The 17,321-nt window shown below is 67.9% G+C and carries 14 protein-coding genes and 1 pseudogene; 9 read left to right on the forward strand and 6 right to left on the reverse strand.

The annotated features are described in order from the left end of the window. The 7 genes and pseudogenes from MKL09_RS15355 to MKL09_RS15385 form a co-directional block, all read left to right on the forward strand. Positions 1 to 124: pseudogene (locus MKL09_RS15355) on the forward strand (IS5/IS1182 family transposase); the annotation flags it as partial. Between the two features lie 51 nt (positions 125 to 175). Next, entirely contained in the window at positions 176 to 907 is a 732-nt protein-coding gene (locus MKL09_RS15360; protein ID WP_244021423.1) for an autoinducer binding domain-containing protein, read from the forward strand. 86 nt (positions 908 to 993) lie between these two features. Continuing rightward, complete coding sequence (locus MKL09_RS15365; protein WP_244021424.1) at positions 994 to 1,656, forward strand: acyl-homoserine-lactone synthase; 663 nt, start codon at positions 994 to 996, stop codon at positions 1,654 to 1,656. Further along, complete coding sequence (locus tag MKL09_RS15370; RefSeq protein ID WP_244021425.1) at positions 1,653 to 1,871, forward strand: hypothetical protein; 219 nt, start codon at positions 1,653 to 1,655, stop codon at positions 1,869 to 1,871. The genes MKL09_RS15365 and MKL09_RS15370 overlap by 4 nt, the downstream gene beginning before the upstream one ends. 267 nt (positions 1,872 to 2,138) lie before the next feature. Continuing rightward, positions 2,139 to 3,140 (forward strand): endonuclease domain-containing protein, encoded by a 1,002-nt coding sequence (locus MKL09_RS15375; protein ID WP_244021426.1) that lies wholly within the window; start codon positions 2,139 to 2,141, stop codon positions 3,138 to 3,140. Beyond that, entirely contained in the window at positions 3,137 to 3,823 is a 687-nt protein-coding gene (locus MKL09_RS15380) for a hypothetical protein (protein WP_244021427.1), read from the forward strand. Before MKL09_RS15375 ends, MKL09_RS15380 begins: the two co-directional genes overlap by 4 nt. Then, positions 3,820 to 7,089 carry an ATP-binding protein gene (locus MKL09_RS15385; protein ID WP_244021429.1) on the forward strand — a complete coding sequence of 1,090 codons (3,270 nt, stop codon included), beginning with the start codon at positions 3,820 to 3,822 and terminating at the stop codon, positions 7,087 to 7,089. Before MKL09_RS15380 ends, MKL09_RS15385 begins: the two co-directional genes overlap by 4 nt. A gap of 153 nt (positions 7,090 to 7,242) precedes the next feature. On the opposite strand, the gene MKL09_RS15390 is transcribed toward MKL09_RS15385, so the two are convergent. From MKL09_RS15390 to MKL09_RS15400, 3 genes are all read right to left on the reverse strand, one after another. Beyond that, a complete protein-coding gene (locus tag MKL09_RS15390) occupies positions 7,243 to 7,830 on the reverse strand; it encodes a phasin family protein (protein ID WP_244021430.1) in 588 nt (195 codons plus the stop codon). A 1,297-nt stretch (positions 7,831 to 9,127) separates the two neighbouring features. Then, positions 9,128 to 10,951: an allophanate hydrolase gene (gene atzF, locus MKL09_RS15395; RefSeq protein WP_244021432.1), complete on the reverse strand. Its 1,824-nt coding sequence runs from the start codon at positions 10,949 to 10,951 to the stop codon at positions 9,128 to 9,130. A gap of 80 nt (positions 10,952 to 11,031) precedes the next feature. Further along, on the reverse strand, positions 11,032 to 12,384 hold the full coding sequence (locus MKL09_RS15400; protein ID WP_244021435.1) for a nucleobase:cation symporter-2 family protein: 1,353 nt from the start codon (positions 12,382 to 12,384) through the stop codon (positions 11,032 to 11,034). A 161-nt stretch (positions 12,385 to 12,545) separates the two neighbouring features. On the opposite strand from MKL09_RS15400, the gene MKL09_RS15405 reads away from it, so the two are divergent. Then, positions 12,546 to 13,205, forward strand: coding sequence for a GntR family transcriptional regulator (locus MKL09_RS15405; RefSeq protein WP_244021437.1), 660 nt, complete (start codon positions 12,546 to 12,548; stop codon positions 13,203 to 13,205). Between the two features lie 152 nt (positions 13,206 to 13,357). Here MKL09_RS15405 and MKL09_RS15410 read toward each other — a convergent pair whose 3' ends face one another. The 3 genes from MKL09_RS15410 to MKL09_RS15420 form a co-directional block, all read right to left on the reverse strand. Beyond that, positions 13,358 to 13,600 (reverse strand): hypothetical protein, encoded by a 243-nt coding sequence (locus MKL09_RS15410; RefSeq protein WP_244021439.1) that lies wholly within the window; start codon positions 13,598 to 13,600, stop codon positions 13,358 to 13,360. Positions 13,601 to 13,681: 81 nt separating this feature from the next. Beyond that, the gene (gene guaD / locus MKL09_RS15415; RefSeq protein ID WP_244021441.1) at positions 13,682 to 15,022 is read right to left on the reverse strand and encodes a guanine deaminase; all 1,341 of its coding nucleotides are present in this window, start codon (positions 15,020 to 15,022) and stop codon (positions 13,682 to 13,684) included. A 176-nt stretch (positions 15,023 to 15,198) separates the two neighbouring features. After that, positions 15,199 to 15,900 (reverse strand): cysteine hydrolase family protein, encoded by a 702-nt coding sequence (locus MKL09_RS15420; protein WP_244021442.1) that lies wholly within the window; start codon positions 15,898 to 15,900, stop codon positions 15,199 to 15,201. Between the two features lie 400 nt (positions 15,901 to 16,300). Between MKL09_RS15420 and MKL09_RS15425 the strand changes: the two genes are divergently transcribed. After that, positions 16,301 to 17,308, forward strand: a complete 1,008-nt coding sequence (locus MKL09_RS15425; protein ID WP_244021444.1) for a hypothetical protein — start codon at positions 16,301 to 16,303, stop codon at positions 17,306 to 17,308. The last annotated feature ends 13 nt before the right edge of the window (positions 17,309 to 17,321 follow it).

Below are 17,321 nucleotides of genomic sequence, written 5' to 3' on the forward strand. Positions count from 1 at the left end.
CGCCTGGATCAGCCGCAACCGGCGCCTCTGGAAGGATGCGGAAGCGACCCTCGCCTCCGCCAGAGCCTTCCTCTACGCCGCAGCCATCATGATCCTCGTCAGACGCCTCGCCCGATCGCCCTGACTTCTCGGACGGACTCTCAGAGATTTTATTTTACAAGCATTCGGACTTGCGGTGACCCAGGACAGCCAGAAGGCTTTCGACATCGTCGGCCGTCTCAAGCAGGCATCGAGGATTTCCGACATCCTGCGCGAGATGCGGTCGGCCGGCGCGTATTTCGGCTACGATGTCTTCATCATCACCAACCTGCCTGCGGAGCACGAGGTCTCCACGCAGAACTGCGCCCTGGTCCCGTCCTGGCCGGAAGGCTGGCGGAAACGCTATTTCGATCGGGACTACCTGCGGATCGACCCGGTGGCGAACCACGTGAAGCGCACCACCGAGCCGTTCCTGTGGAGCGAGGCGCCCTACCGGTCCGACGAGGCCGGGGCCGCCCGGGTGATGGGCGAGGCGACCGAGTTCGGATTGTCGAAGGGGTTCTGCGTCCCGATCCACCACCTGAGCGGGCCGGGGGGCGGCGTCAGCTTCGGCGCCAGCCGGCTCGACCTGTCGGAGGACGCCAAGGCCGCGCTGCACCTCGTGTCGATCTACGCCTACCAGCGGGCCGAGACCCTGATCCGCGAGGGCGGGCGCAACCCGGTGCGCAAGGCGCCCCGGCTCACGGCGCGGGAGATCGAGTGCCTGCGCTGGACCGCGGCCGGCAAGACCAGCTGGGAGGCGTCCGAGATCCTCAGCACGTCGCAGCGGACCGTGGAGTTCCACCTCAGGAACGCCGCCCGCAAGCTCGATGCGGTCAACCGCGTCCAGTGCGTCGCCGAAGCCATGCGGCAAGGCATCATAGCGTAGCCACCCGGCCTCCGCCGACCTCGTAATTTTACGAGGCTCATTCGGACCCACCACCCGGCATCACGCCCCCAAGGGGGAAGTGATCCATGGTTGTGGTTATCGACGACGACAATATTTCCCAGCATGGCGATCTGCTGGAAAAGATCTATCGGTTCCGGCACGCGCTGTTCGTGGAGCGGCTGAACTGGGAGGCGTGCCGCCGGCCCGACGGCCGCGAGATCGACCAGTTCGACGGCCCCGGCTGCATCCATCTGGCCTATCTGGAAGACGGCGCGATCACCGCCTACACGCGGCTGCTGCCGACGACCCGGCCGCATCTGCTCACCGAGGTCTACCCGCAGCTGGCGCAGCGCGGGCCGGCGCCCCGGGGCACCGACATCTACGAGTGGACCCGCTGCGGGACGCTGCCGGCCCGGCGCGAGGGGCGCACCAACCGTATCGACCCGGCCACCGCCGGGATCTTCACCGCTGCGGCCGAGGTGGCGCGGGCGCGCGGTCTCGACGGGCTGCTGGCGCAGACGCACCCGATCCTGGTCAACCGGCTGATGTCCTGCGGCTGGGACGTCGAGCCCCTCGGGCTGCCGACCACGTATCAGGGCCATTCCATCCTGGCGGTCTATGCCCGGCTGAGGCCCGACACGGTCGCGGAGTCGCGCCGGTTCTTCGGCCTCGACGCCTCGCCCCTGCATGCCCCGCGAGCGCCGGCGATCCGGCTGCCCGCCCCCGCCGAGCGGAGGCTGCACGCATGAGCATGTCCGACATCCTGGACCGGGCCTGCAAGCGCGAGGGCGAGGACCCGGCGATCGTGCGCCTGGGCCACCACGCGATCGAGATGTGGCGTGCCGCGGAAGAGCTCGGCGACCCGCACCTGCTCGCCGCCCTGCGCCCGCTGGTGGAGCATGTCGGCCGGGCGCTGGCCCGCGACGTACGGGGCAAGGCTTGCGCGGACGACACGTTGCATTGAGAGGGTAGGGGGCTTGTGACGCGGCTGAAGGGTCTACCCAGTCAGTGCGCGCAGCAAAGCAACCGAGGGACGCACGCCGCCCGGGCTCCGCTTCGCGGCCCCGGGATGGCAGGGTGCGAACTGATCCGTCGCTGAAACACCCGAACCCGAACACGCGCGTCCGGTGCGACAACCCAAGAGCTCCCGAGGGGCTTGCTGGCACCCCGGCGGATGTGGTCAGAAAATCCGCGATCCGGATCGGATGACCCTGCGGATGCCACGGCCCTGATGCCCCGCGCCGACGAGCCTGCGCCCGGTTTCCCGGGTGTGTCGCCGTTGCCGACGCTGCCGGTCGCGGGACTCTCCGGCCGGATCCTCGGGCTCGGCGTCGGGGAGCGGCTGGTGCTCATCGGCATCGGCCTCGACGGGCTCGAATCTCATCTCGACGCCTCGGAGGCCGAACACAGCCTGCTGGTGCTGCTGACGGCCGGGGGGCGCACCACCGCGGCGATCCTCGACGGGCTGCTCGACGACCTGGCCGACCTCGCCCTGGCGCGCTGGCCGGATTGGCATGGGCCGGGCGCCCTGGAGCCGCACGGCCCCTGGCTCAAGGCCGCGGCCAAGCATGCCGCCGCGGGACGCCCGCCCCGGTTTCGGCGGGCCGCCCGGAGCCTGGAACTCGTCCAATTGCAGCTGGCGGTGGCGCCGTCGGGCCTCGTGCTGGTCGCGGAACTCGATCCGGCCGCGCCGGAGCATGCCGCCCCGGTCATCGAAGCGCTCGAATGGTGCCGCCGCCACGGGACCGCGGTCGCGGCCCTGTTCCCGAGCGCGCCGCCGCCGGTGCCGCCCTATGACCGCATTCTGTACGGCGCCCACGCGGTCCTGCGCGCGCCGGCGCCCGCGGAGGCCCGGTTCCTTGCGCCGCGCTCGCGCGCGCATCCGGCGAGCGCGGTCGAGCGGCGGGTCGAGGCGGCCCTGCGGGCGGATGCGGAACTGAGGGACCTGTTCTCCGGCAACGAAGCCGTGCCTCTGCCCCGGTTCGGCACGGCCCCGCGGGTCGACCTGCTCTGGGCGGCCGGCCGCGTCGTGGTCGAACTCGACGGCCCGGAGCATCGCCTGGACCCGACATTCAGCGCCGACCGGCACCGCGATTACGAGTTGCTGGCGGCGGGCTACCTCGTGCTGCGCATCACCAACGCGCAGGTCGAGACCGACCTCCAGCGCAGCCTCGAGAAGATCCGCGACGTGGTCCGCCTGCGCCGAACTTCTGACGGAGCGATGATCCGATGAGCGACCCGAATCCCGCCCAGACGCTGATCCTGTGGTGCCTGCTGGCCCGGCACGGCCGAGCGCCGCAGGGGGAGGTCGTGCCGGCGGTCAAGAAGGCCGACCGCGAGGCCCTGGCCGCCGCAGGGCTGATCGGCGTCGAGAAGAGCGGCCGCTCCTTCGTCCTCTCCGTGACCGATAAGGGCTGGCACTGGGCCGGGGACCATCTCGATGCCGCGCTGCCGCCGGCCTTCCGGGTGATGCAGGACTGGCTGGCCCGGCTCGATGGCCATCTCGGGCAGAGCGGGCGGACGCTGGCGGACTTCGTCGGCGCCCCGCCCGAGCCGGCCTCGAAGACGGTTTCAGCCAAAAAAATCTCCCCCAAGAAGACCGCCGGCGAAAAAACCGTCCGACCGTCCGCAAAGAAAAAACCCGGGGCGGCCGCCCTGCGCGTCCGGATCGAGGAGGCCTATCTGGCCCTCACCGGCGGCGCCCGGGCCAAGGCCGTCCGGCTCAGTGAAGTGCGCGCGCAGCTCGCCGAACTCGACCGCGCCACCGTCGATGCCGGCCTCGCCCGCATCCTCAAGGGCGACAGGACCGCCCGGCTGAGCCAGCTCAGCGACCCGAAGGCCCTGACGCAGGCCGACCGCGAGGCCGCCTACAGCCCGGCCGGCGAACCCTTCCACCTCCTCTGGATCCAGGCATGACCGACGCCCTCGACGCCCTGCGCCGGGTCGATTTCGACTGGGTCCGCACCCTCGACAGCGTCTGGACCGAGGCGGAGCCCACCGGCGGCCCGAACGAGGCCCTGGTCCCGCTGCTCGTGGCCGAGATGCACGCCAAGGCCCGCGATCCGGACAAGCGGCCCTACGGGCGGGCGCTGGTCGGCCAGTCGGGCATCGGCAAGACCCACCTGATCGGTCAGCTCCGGCGCGAGGTCTGGAATGCGGGCGGCTGGTTCGTGCTGCTCGACGTGCTCGGGCTTACGGATTTCTGGCGCAGCGCTGCGCTGAGCTACCTCACCGCCCTGTTGCAGACCATGCCGGACGGGCGGCGCCAGTCGGACGCGGTCCTGGCCGGGGTCGCGCGCCGGTTCAAGGTCGAGGCGCAGGTCGAGGCGGCGTTCAATACGCCGAACATGGATACCCGCCGGATCGTCGACCTGCTGGTCATGGCGCTGATGAAGGTCGATGCCCGCCGCGCCCTGCAGCACCAGGATGTGTTCCGGGCCCTGTGCCTGCTGCGCGCCCAGGACCTCGGCGCCATCGGCCTCGCCCATGCCTGGCTGCAGGGCTACGACGCCGACCCGGCCGAGCGGGCGGCCCTCGGGTTCAAGACGCCGCCGCCCGCCCCGGTCGATCTCGTGCGCGGCATGGCCTGGATCATGGGGCTCGGCGGACCGACGCTCGTCGCCCTGGACCAGATCGACGGCGTCATCGACGCGAGCCGCCTCACCGCCGCCGACGATCTCGACGCCAGCGCCGGCCTCGCCGAGGTGCTGGCCGCGGGCCTGCTCGAACTGCACGATGTCGGCGGCCGCGGCATGACCGTGATGACCTGCCTGCAGGATTCCTGGATCCGCCTGGAGGAGCGGGCGGCCAAGCCCCTGCTCGACCGGTTCGAGCCGCCGATCGCCCTGCAGGGCATGAACGACCGGGTCGCGGCCGCCGCGCTGATCCGCGGCCGGCTGGCCCCGGCCTACCGCGCCGCCGGCTTCGAGCCGCCGCACCCGGAATGGCCGTTCAGCCCGGCGGCGATCGCGGCGGCGGCCGAGGCCGGGATGATGCCGCGCACGCTGCTGATGCGCTGCGACGCCGTCCGGCGCGCCTGCCTGGCCCGGGGCACCGTGGAGGTCTGCCACGACCTCGTCCATCCGGGGGACAAGGAGGTTGAGCGACCGACCGGGAACGAATTCGACCTCGACGCCGCCCGCACGCGCGCGGCGATCGACGGGTTGCTCGACGACGAGGGCGGGCTCGGCGACCTGCTGCGCGCCGCCTTCGACCTCTACGCCCTGGAGGACGACCCGGAGGATGCCCTGGATGTGGCCAGCAAGGGCGAGCCGGAGCAGAGGATTCCGCCGCTGCACGGGCGCCTGACCTTCATCTACCGGGACCAGAACGACCGGGAGCGGCATGTCTGCTACCGGGCGCTCCAGCACCAGAACGCCATCGCGTTCCAGGCGCGCCTGCGGGCGGCGCTGACGGCCTCGGGCATCTCCACTCGCATCCCCGACCGGGAATTGCTGATCGTCCGGCGGGGACCCGTGCCCGGGGGGGACAAGACCCGGCACCTGGTCGACACCTTCAAGGCCGCCGGCGGCATCCTGATCGACCCGACCGAGGCGGACCTGCGCACCTTCGTGGCGCTCCGCGACCTCAAGGCGAAGGCCGACGCGGAGGGCCGCAGCGACCGGTTCGAGGCCTGGCTGCGGGCGCAAAAGCCGGTGCGCGCCACTGCGGTGTTCCACCAGGCCGGCCTCGCCGAGCCGGTGCAGAAGATCGACGGCCGGACACGGACGCCTCTCCCTCCCCTCTTTGCGGGGGAGGGTGGCCCGCGAAGCGGGTCGGGAGAGGGGAGCGCCGTGTCCGGAAAAGTCGCGTCGGACGCCACATCCGCCAGCGTCGCGCTGCCCCTCTCCCGACCCCTGCTGACGCAGGGGCCACCCTCCCCCGCAGAGGGGGGAGGGGATGCGCCCGTCACCGCTGAGGGCCTATCGTCCAGCCTGCCGCCATCCGCCCCGGATGCGATCCCGGTCGGGCGCCGGATCAACGCCGATGCCCAGCCGGTGAGCCTGCCGATCCGGCTGCTGCCGCGGCACACGGCGATCATCGCGGGCTCGGGCTCCGGCAAGACCGTGCTGCTGCGCCGGCTCGTGGAGGAGGCGGCGCTCGCCGGCATCCCGGCCATCGTGATCGACCCCAACAACGACCTGTCGCGGCTGGGCGACCCGTGGCCCGAGCGGCCCGCCGCCTTCACCGACGCGGATGCCGCGAAGGCGGCGTCCTATGCCGCGCAAGTCGAGGTCGTGGTCTGGACCCCCGGGGTGAATGCCGGCAACCCGCTGTTCCTGTCGGTCCTGCCCGACTTCTCCAGCGTCGGCGCGGATCCGGACGAGCGCCAGCAGGTGGTGGAAATGGCAGCCGAGACGCTGGGCCCACTGGCCGGCGCCAGGAAGGCGCTGCAGCGGGGCGTGCTGGCCGACGCCCTACGGGTCTTCGCCGAGCGCGGCGGCGGGACTCTTGGCGATTTCATAACCCTGCTGGCCGACCTGCCGGATGGGCTGAGCGAGATCGGCGACGCCGCCAAGCACGCGGCCAAGATGGCCGACGAGCTCCGGGCCGCCGTGTCGACCAACCCGCTGCTCAAGGTGAAGGGTGCGGTGCTCGACCCCAAACTGCTGTTCTTCGGGGCCGATCCGGCCCGCACCCGGGTCTCGGTGATCAACCTGTCGGGCCTCGGCTCGGAGGCGGCGCGCGAGGATTTCGTGAACCGGCTCCAGATGACCCTGTTCGGCTGGATCAAGCGGAATCCGAGCCCGCGCGGTAGGCTCTACGTGGTCGACGAGGCCCAGACCTTCCTGCCGGCCCAGCGGGCGAGCCCCAGCCTCGGCAGCGGCATCAAGCTGGTGGCGCAGGGGCGCAAATACGGGCTCGGCCTGGTGGTGGCGACGCAGGTGCCCAAGGGCCTGCACAACCAGATCGTCTCGAACTGCACGACCCAGTTCTTCGGCCGCCAGAGTGCCCCGGCGACGATCGCGGCCGCCCAGGAGATCATGGCAGCCAATGGCGGCGGGGCCTCCGATATCGGCCGGCTGGGCGCGGGCGAGTTCTACTTCGCCACGGAGGGCTCGGGCCGGCCGGCCAAGCTCACCACCCCCCTGTGCCTGAGCCACCACCCGGCCAATCCGCCGACCCCGGAGCAGGTGGTCGCCGCGGCCCGGCGCGCGGCGGGGCGCCTCGGATTGGGGTAGGGGGCTTGCGGGGTTCCGGCCTGACGCTGCGACGTCACCGACCGCCCGCGCTCGATGGTGGCATCCGGGACATGAGAAAGGGCGGCCCTCGCGGACCGCCCCCGATCGTGTTCCAGTCCGCCGCCGCGGATGGCGCAAGCGGCGTCGCCGGGCTCAGCGCGCCTGTGCGACGGCGGCGAGCGACTTGCCGGCTTCATCCACCGCACGCGCCGAGGTCTCGGTGATCGCCTTGCTGTCGCGGACCATGTGCTCCAGGCCCTCCCGCAGCAGGTCGCCCTGGATCGTGGCGAATTCGTGCATGGACTTGGCCTGCGTCAGCTTGGTCATGCCCTCGAGATTGCGCTGATACTGCTTCTGCCCGAGATCGAACAGCCTGCGCGACGCATCCTGGAACGCCTGGCCGAGGACGGTCCCGCAGCGGGAGATGGCCTCGATATTCTGCTTCGACTGGCGAGCCAGGTGCTCGCTGTTCTCGTCGGAGAAGCCCAGCGTCTTCGAGAAGCGGTCGGAGGCCTCACGGGCCTGCCGCGCGGCGTTCTCGATGCTCTGCTGCATCACCTGCTTGGTGGTTTCGGCCGCGCTCTCGCGCAACTCGGACATCTTGGTCATGCCGTCGCGGGCGGCATCGGCGAACTGCTTGCCCTGCTTGGCCGCGGCGTCGACATTGGCTTTGGCAGCCTCGGTGTTCCGGGCATCCTGGCCGTTCTGCTTGCCATGATCCATGTTCTGACCGTTCGACATTTTGCGCATCCTTGTAATATACGTTAAGATATTCACCACGATCGAAACGGCAAAGACACCAATCGAGACCCGGCGGAAAAGCAATTTTTAATATTGCTGCACCGCAGCTGGATCCGATTCTGAGGTTGTATTGTCAAGGACGATTAATATTTTTAGATGGAACAGGGTTGTAATATTTTTCCAAATCTTATTCCGAAATATGACTTATATACTATAATAGGATTGCGACTCATACGTGGGCGGGTTTCGAGACGAAGGTGGCCGGCATCAATCAGAGCGACGTCCCGCAGCGCGGGATCAGTCCGGCCGGGCAGGTCGAGCATGCCGTCGGGCGGGACGAGGTCGAGAGGTTTCCAGGCTAGGATCTCCGACGCGATGATCGTTCAAGCACCACCTGCGTGATCTCATGCATGAATACAGTTTTGAAGAAATATTGTATTCACAGTGTTCGGGATAAGATTGTAAATCGGGACATCGATCGTGGCGCGGTCCCGTCGCCCGCCTTGGGCGTTTCCTCCCTCGACTTCAGGCCACCCCCGGGGTGGCCTTTTTTCTGTCGGGAATACGTCGCCTCGACCTGGGCTCTACCCGCGACGCCCGGAGATACTGTCTTGCCGCCCGCTCGGCCCGTGACGGTCACCGATCGATCCCCGCGCCGCGTCCGGCGCTGTGTGAATCCGTAGGGCCGGGACAATGTAGGACGTGACCCCAGCAATCCGCAAACCGCCACCGGCCTGCGCAAGGCCGGTCCGGCAAGCGCTGACCATGCCCTGCCTCCAAACTTCCATCATGGAAGTGTCAAAGCGCGGCGGTCTCAGCGTAATGGTGGATCGATCAGGACGCGTGGTCGAGCAAATTCAGGCTAACGTGTTACCACACAGACCTTTTCCTGGACGGAAAAGCCTGGTGGTGCGGGCAGTCGGACGCGAACCCGTCTCCGTGCGGAATTTCCCTGGCGACCCGGAAATTACAGGGAAACGCGTCGGAAAATCGAGATTCGAACGTGCGTGGGCTCAGGTGTTCGCAGCAGGCGCAGTACCTTGGCGGCATTTTCCCTACGCGATCGAGCAGGGAAGCAAACCAGCGCGTGCAGGGAGGCGCAAGAGGTGAGCAGGAAGCACGATTTCCTGGACTTCCGTCGGTTTGGGAATGGCGCTTTTCCGGAAGCAGAACGTCCGCTTTGCGCCCAACCCGGTCATTCTAGGAAACTTGGTCGTCGAAAGCGATCAGGAATGGCATCTCATGCGCCCACAGAACATGGGCCGAGAGAAAGGCCATATTTGCGCGCAGGCTGTCATTACATGGCCTGCCCAACATCAAGATAACGACGCCATCCCCCGTACTCGGTGATGTCTTGTGCTGCGACGAGGCTCGCCGTCTCAGCTAAAAACCCCTTTGGTGTTGTTCCATCCAAGAGCCGCAAGGTGCCAATCGTGAGCGGCATCGGTACGGCCGCCACGAATGCACCGAACCCAGCAGTCGAAAGAGCCCAGATCTCCGTCTCGATCGGTGTACCGGTACCGGGCGCGACCCGAACCAAGCCTGGCCGGGCCGGCGGACCGCCCGGAAGGGCGTAGAGCCGATACTCTGCGCTCGTCCTGACCGCGCGAAGGAAGCGCGCGCCGAGCCCGACGAGTTCGCCGTTCAACGGCAGCCCGGACATATGCGCTCCGACCACCGCGATCTCGATCTCGTCATCCTGGGCACGCGCGACATTCGTCTGCCCTGCTGTCTCAAGGGAAACGGGCATGGTGCCGACGCCGAGCCTTGGGTCCGCCGCCACGTGCAGCCGTGCGCCGAGGTCGGCGATCAGACCGTCTGCGCCACGCGGAGCGATCAGCGTCACGCCCGAGGGGAACCCATCGCTGCGGAAACGCCCTGGCACCGCGAGAGCGCAGAGATCGAGTAGGTTCACAAAATTGGTGTAGGTGCCCAGCTCGCTGTTCGGGCCGATCGGGTCGGCGGTAAGGTCGGCGATTGTGCGAGGCCGCGGGTAAGTCGGTACGATCAGCACGTCGATCCGCGTCCAGGCTTGTTCAGCCATGCGGCGCAGCTCGGCCAAGCGATAGAGTCCCGCGAAGGCGTCGGCTGCCGAGCGTGTCGTCGCCGATGCGATGATCGCGCGCGTCATTGGATGAAGTGCCTCGGGCTGATCCTCGATGAAGGCGCGGATCGCCTGGTAGCGCTCGGCGACCCAGGGGCCCGCGTAGAGGAGGTCCGCGACCGCCATGAACGGCGCCAGGTCGATCGGCACCGTCTCGCCGCCCGTCACGGCCCCGAGATCCGTCAGCGCGGCCTCGAAGGCCGCCTCCGACAGGGCGTCGCCGCCGAAGTGCCGGCTCGCTCCATCCGGTACGCCCACGCGCAGCCCAGGCGGGCACGCGCCAGGCCGCGGCGGGACCGGCAAGGCGCGGGAGAACGGGTCGTCGGGATCGTAGCCGAGCATCACCCGGTAGACCGCATCGGCATCCCCGACGGTCCCGGCAAACACGGACATGGTGTCGAGGGTGCGGCAGGCCGGCACCATGCCGCGCGTCGAGATGCTGCCGAGGGACGGCTTCAAACCCACGACGTTGTTGAGACCGGCTGGGACGCGGCCGGATCCCGCCGTGTCGGTGCCGATCGCGAAGGTCACCAGGCCATGCGCGACCGAGACGGCTGAGCCCGATGAGGAACCGCCCGGGACCATGGACGGGTCGAAGGCGTTCCTCGGGACGGCGTAGGGGGTCCGAATACCCACGAGGCCGGTGGCGAACTGGTCGAGGTTGTTCTTGCCGATCAGGATCGCCCCGGCTGCGATCAGTCGCGCGATCGCCGGTGCGGTGTCCGCCGGCAGGTAGGCGAAAGCGGGGCAGGCGGCGGTCGTCGCAAACCCGGCGACATCGATATTGTCCTTGACGGCGAAGGGCACGCCCCAGAGCGGCTTTGCGACCGGGTCGAAGGCCCCGAGCGCCCGCGCGGCCTCCTGGGCCTGTGCCTCCGGCACGAGCGCGAGGAACAGACCGGGATCGTCGACCTCCGCGATCCGCCGGTAGGTCTCGGCGATTACGGTCTCGGGCGCGAGACCCTCGGCGTAGGCGGCATGAAGTGCGGGCAGGGTCGGGAAGGGAGGAACCGGCATGTGCGCTCTCCAGCGACGGATGACCTACAGGCGTGTCCGCGACGGCATTCCGCCCCGGAGACGCTCGGGGTGGTGCCCGTTCAGATGTGGCCGGCGCCCTGCGCCGCGAGCACGGCGTCCTCGTTCGCCTCGTCTTCGGTGGTGCGGTTGAAATAGGCGTTCAGGAGCACGGCCGCGATCGAGGTCAGGATGATGCCGTCGCCGAAGATCGGCTTCAATTCCGCAGGAAAAATCCGGAAGAAGTTCGGCGAGACGATCGGGATCAGACCGAAGCCGATCGCGATCGCCACGACGATCGTATTGTGCGGCGCCTTGGCGTAGTCGACGCTCTTCAGGATCTTGATGCCCGTGGCGGCGACCATGCCGAACATGATGAAGCCGGCCCCGCCGAGCACACATTGAGGCACCGATGCGACGATGAAGGCGAGCTTGGGCACGAGGCCCAGAGCCAGCATGATCACGCCACCTGCCGCGCAGACCCAGCGGCTGTAGACGTTCGTCACGCCGACCAGCCCGATGTTCTGTGAGTAGGAAACGTACGGGAAGGTATTGAAGAGGCCGCCGATCAGCGTGCCGAGCGAGTCCGCGCGCAGGCCGCGCTTGATGTCCTCGGGACCGACCGTACGGCCGGTCATCGCCCCGAGCGCCAGGAACATGCCGGTGGCCTCGATGAACACGATCGTCATCACGAGGCACATGGTCAGGCATGGGATCAGGTGGAAGGTCGGGAAACCGAACTGAAGCGGCAGCACGATGCGCAGCCAGGGCTCGTCCTGGATGCCGGAGAAGTCGGTCCAGCCCAGCGCGATGGTGACGAGGTAACCGGCGGTCACGCCGAGCAGAACGGCCATATTGGCCAGGAAGCCGGTCCCGAAGCGGATGATCAGGAGGATTACGCCCAGGACGAGGCCCGCCACCGCGAGATAGCCGCCAGCGCCGAAATCGGTCGCCGCAGCCCCGCCACCGGCCCAGTTCACGCCGACGCGCATGAGCACGATGCCGATCATCGTGATGATCGTGCCCGTGACCACGGCCGGGAAGAAGCGCAGCACGTGCCTCACGAACGGCGCGACGCACAGCCCGAACAAACCGCCGACGATCACGGCGCCGTAGATGCCATTGAGCCCGACCCCTGGCATGGCGGCCATCGCAAGCATCGGCGAGATCGAGACGGCGGTCACGCCCATGATGACCGGCAGGCGAATGCCGAACGGCCCGAAGCCGATCGTCTGCACCAGCGTCGCGATCCCGCAGGCGAACAGGTCCGCGTTGATCAGTAGGGCGATCTGATCCTTAGGCAGCTTGAGGGCCGCGCCGAGGATAAGCGGCACGGCCACGGCGTTGGCGTACATGACCAAGACGTGCTGCAGGCCGAGCGCGAATAGACGCGGTGCGGGCAGGACTTCATCGACGGGGTGCACGGGCTCGGCCATGGCCTTCTCCAACGGCATGCGACACCGCAATATTGCATGCAGTTTTTAATTTCTGCGTGCTAAAAGATTATGCGGCATTGCACAAATCATGAATGCATGCAGTGCTTGCGTTGGGCAGTTGCTAGATTGATGATCATCGGCGTCGTGAACGAGACCATGAGATGACGTCGTCGAACAAGCAGACGCAGACGGACAAGCTGGCAGCCGAGATCGGCGACGCGATCCTCTCCGGCGTGCTGGCGCCGGGAACGCGCCTCGACGAGCATGGGCTGGCGGAGCAATTCGCGGTCTCGCGTACGCCGGTCCGCGAGGCGATCCGCTCCCTGGCCGCTACGGGCTTGGTCGAACTGAGACCGCGACGGAGCGCCGTCGTCGCCGAGATCACACCTGCGCAGCTGGAGGTCATGTTCGTCGCGATGGGCGAGCTGGAGGCGACGTGCGCCCGACTATCGGCGATGAGCATGACGCCGATCGAACGCAGGCGTCTTCAGAACCAGCACGAGCGCATGGGCGCACTCGTCGAGAGCGACGATGTCGCCGGGTTCATCGACGCGAACCTGACCTTCCACGCCCTGATCTACGCGGGCAGCCACAACAGCATCCTGGCGGATATGGCCGTTGGCCTGCGCCGGCGCCTCGACCCCTATCGTCGCGCCCAGTTCCGGAGTCCCGGACGCTTGCCGCGCTCGCAGGCCGAGCACGATCGCATCATGCAGGCGATCGTGTCGGGCGATGCCGCGACTGCGCATGCGGCCATGCTGAACCATGTCAGCCTGGTGGAAGACACGTTCATCGGTCTCACCGCGACGCGTGCCGCTTGATACGGCGGAGAGGACCTGGCTGCGTCACAGAAGAATATGCTCAAGCGAGGCCACGGAGATAATGGCGCTCATCGCCATCGCGACACGCGTGCCGGCCTGAGAAAGCTTTTTGCCCTACCGCGGCACGGTACGCCGCCCGGGGAACTGCCAAGTCAAGACTTGATGCGCTTCGGTATCGTGCGGCCGCGACAGGCGGCGCGGTATTGCTGGCGCGGCAGGCCGCGCATGTTGCGCCGATCCGCCTCCTGCGTGCAGGCGGTCTTGCGATCAGCCTTGTTCAGCTCCCTGGTGCCGGAGGACGGCACGTCGGTCGGCGCGGGCGCGGTGTAGCTTTGCGCAAGTGCCGCACCTGGAAGGGCGACGAGAAGGGCGAGCCCGAGATACAGCCGGCGCATGATCTTCCCTATAAACGACAGCTAAGCTTAAGCAAGCGCCGCGCCAAGACGAATACTCACGGGCGGCGCGCGGTCGCCCATTCAGGCCAGGGAGGCCGGCGCGGGATAGCGCAGCGGGTCGCCCTGGCGGCGATTGTCATAGACGCATTCCCCCGCGACCCAGGTGGCGCGGACCGTGCGGTGGTCGCCCAGCGTCATCAGCACGAACAGGAGTTCCTCGATGCCGCCACAGGTGCCGGTGCGGAAACCGAGAAGCGGCGTGGCCGCGAGGTCGAGCACGCAGAGGTCGGCATCATGGCCCGGCGCAATCCGCCCGATCCGGTCGTCGAGGCGGAGAGCTTCGGCGCCGCCCAGTGTGGCGAGCCAGAACGCCCGGACCGCATCGAGCTTGGTGCCTCGCAGGGCCGCGACCTTGTAGGCGTCCCCGAGCGTCTTGAGCAGCGAGAGCGTGGTGCCCGCGCCGACATCGGTGCCGAGCCCGACCCGCACGGGGCGCTTCGGATCGAGGGCGTCGAACAGCCGGAACAGGCCGCTGCCCAGGAAGCCGTTCGAGGTCGGGCAATGGGCGAGCGCCGCGCCGCTGGTGTGGCAGGTGCAGAAATCGGCCTCGCTCACGTGGATCGCGTGGCCGAGGACCGAGCGAGGACCGACAAGGCCGGCATGGGCGTAGACGTCGAGGTAGCTCTTCCGCTCCGGAAAGAGTTCCCTGACCCAGGCGATCTCGTCGGGGTTCTCGCAGAGATGCGTCTGAAGGAAGAGTGCGTCGTGTTCTCGCAGGAGCGCACCGGCCGCATCGAGCTGCGCCTCGGTGCAGCTGGGTGCGAAGCGCGGCGTGACGCAGTAATGCTGCCGACCGCGTCCGTGCCAGCGCGCGATCAGTGCCTTGCTCTCGTCGTAGCCGCGCTGGGCCGTATCGAGGAGAGCCGCCGGGGCGTTGCGGTCCATCAGCACCTTGCCGGCGACCATGCGCGTATTGAAGCGCTCTGATTCGGCAAAGAACGCCTCGACAGAGCCGGGATGCACCGTGCAATACACCACCGCTGTGGTGGTGCCCGCACTTAGGATCTCGCGGAAGAACAGCTTGGCGACCGTTTCCGCATGCCCCTCGTCGGCGAACTGAAGCTCGGCCGGGAAGGTGTACTTGTCGAGCCAGGCAAGCAGTTGCTCACCGTAAGAGGCGATCATCTGCAGCTGCGGGTAATGGACGTGGGTGTCGATCAACCCCGGCAGGATCAGGGCGTTCTCGTACGTCACGACCTCGACGCCGGCGGGGAGCATGCCCGCGAGCTGCGCATACGGGCCGAAGGCCGTGACGCGCCCGTCTTCCATGACGATGAGCGCATCGGCGACGTGTTCGAGGCAGTCCTCGCTCAGGAACGGGTTGCCCCGCAGGCTGACGGCCTGTCCGCGGATCGCTTTCATCGCACCCCTCAACGTGCGCCGCCGGCCCCGGCGAACGCGAACCGGACGACCGCCGCGATCACCCGGGCCACAAGCTTCACGTCCTGTGCTTGAGCCCCATGATCAGCGAGGCCACGCTATCCGAACGCCGGGGCATCATCCCGGTGACATAGCAATATGCCTGCCGGGATGGAGGCTTATGGCGGTGCCGATCCGTCGAGGGCGGCGACAGCGGCGGCGGAATCGGTGACCCAGCCGAAGATCCCGCCCTGCGCCTTGATCATCGCGAGCCCAGCGGAGTGAAAGTCCGGGATATACGAGCCGCAGGCGTCCGCGACGACGGCGCATCGGTAGCCGCGGTCGTTGGCCTCGCGCACGGTGGTATGGACGCAGACCTCCGTCGTCACGCCGCAGACGAGGAGGGTATCGATGCGCCGGGCGCTCAGGATGCTGGCGAGGTCTGTGGCGTAGAAGGCGCCCTTGCCGGGTTTGTCGATCACCGGCTCGCCGGGTTCGGGCCGCAATTCCGGGACGATGTCATGGCCGGCCTCGCCGCGGATCAAGATCCGGCCCATCGGGCCGGGATCGCCGATGCGGGCGGACGGCTCGCCGCGAGCGAGCTTGGCCGGCGGAGCATCCGACAGGTCCGGCCGGTGGCCTTCGCGCGTGTGCACCACCAGCAGCCCGGCGCGGCGGGCCGCCGCGAGCAGCGCCCGCGCTGGCGGGACCGCGCTGGCCAAGAGCGAGACGTCGTTGCCGAGGCTCGCCCCGAAGCCCCCCGGCTCGAGGAAGTCGCGCTGCATGTCGATGATCATCAGCGCCGTACCGGTAGGCTCGAACGTGAGAGGCGAGGGCTCGGCTGCGAGGCGGCGGGTCACCGCGGCCGTGGGAGAGGTCATGGATGGTCCCCTCGGGGAGCGCCCGAATCACCGGCGTCCCGGAGGAATGATGCTGTGTGCGGACGGAGAATGCATGTGCGTCCGCCCGGCCACGCCCACCGTGCGCGGGTCGTCATCGCGGCGACACCGTATTGGCACCACAATCAGCGATCGCGCAGAACGCTGCCGCATGCGGCACGAGGTCACTTCCGCTCTCAGCCGATCCGGGCGGCTCGGGACGTAAGACGGTCTGGCGGACGATAACCGAGGCTATCCGTGCCCATAGGCGTATCGCGTCCGCCGGTCCCGTATCTGTTGCAATTTTATAACGCGCGCGGCCGTCTATGCGCTGAACCCGGGGCGTTGGCATATCGGTTGCGGTCGTTCTCCCAATGCTTTGCGAAGCCGGGAGACCGAGACGATGTTCAGGCGCGGAATCGCGGCTGCTTTAGTGCCAGCCTTGATAATCGGGGCCGCGCATGCGGCAGACCTTGAAGCCGGGAAGAAGGACAAGGCGCCCGAAGCCGCAGCCCTGGCCGATGTGCCGTTCTTTCTCTTTGCAGATACGCAGGTCAGCTATCGCTACCAGTTCCCAACGGTCTCGCCCGGCGTCCAGATCCAGCGGGCGGACGGCAGCTTCGTCTCCCGGGAGGCGCCCAAGCAGATCCTCAACATCGCGCATGCCGACGCATGGGCCTACGGCACCAACTTCTTCTCCCTCGACATCCTGAAGTCGGGCTCGCAGTTCCCGGCCGGCACCACCAACCCGCCGGGCAGCGTCGGCTCTCCGGCCTTCTCCGATTACGGCAATACCGAAGCCTACGGCTTGTACCGCGGCACCCTCAGCCTGAACGCGCTCACCGGCACCAAGGCGTTCGCGATCCCCGGACTCGTCAAGGATGTGTCGCTCGCCTTCGGTTTCGACGCCAATTCACAGAACGATGCGTTCGGCTCGAAGAAGCGCGATATCGTCGGCGGCCTCAACTTTTCCTTCGACGTGCCGGCGGGATTCCTCAATCTCAGCACGCACGTCTACAAGGAGTGGAACCGCAACGGCTTCAACCTCCAGCCGGATCGCGACCAGAGCTTCGACGCCGTTCCGGAATTCGAGCTCGTCTACAACTTTCCGCTGACGTTCACCGGCCTGCCGCTCAGCCTGACCGGGTTCAACAACATCGTTCTGCCCAAGGGCCGCGGCGTGCGCAACGTCGCGGACTTCCAGTTCAACCCGCCGCGCGGCCTCGAATTTCTCTCGCGCACGAACCTCGTACTCGATCTCGGCAAGCTGATCTACGACCAGCCGAACAAGGTCGATGTCTTCATCGGCTTCCAATACTGGCTGAACAAATTCGGCAACGTGGAGACCACGACCTTCAAGGGGACCGAGGAGAAGAGCTTCCTGGCGGGATTCGCCTTCCACGTCTTCTGAGGCACTGTCCCGA

The sequence above is a fragment of the Methylobacterium sp. J-048 genome (genome assembly GCF_022829515.1).
Taxonomy (GTDB): domain Bacteria; phylum Pseudomonadota; class Alphaproteobacteria; order Rhizobiales; family Beijerinckiaceae; genus Methylobacterium.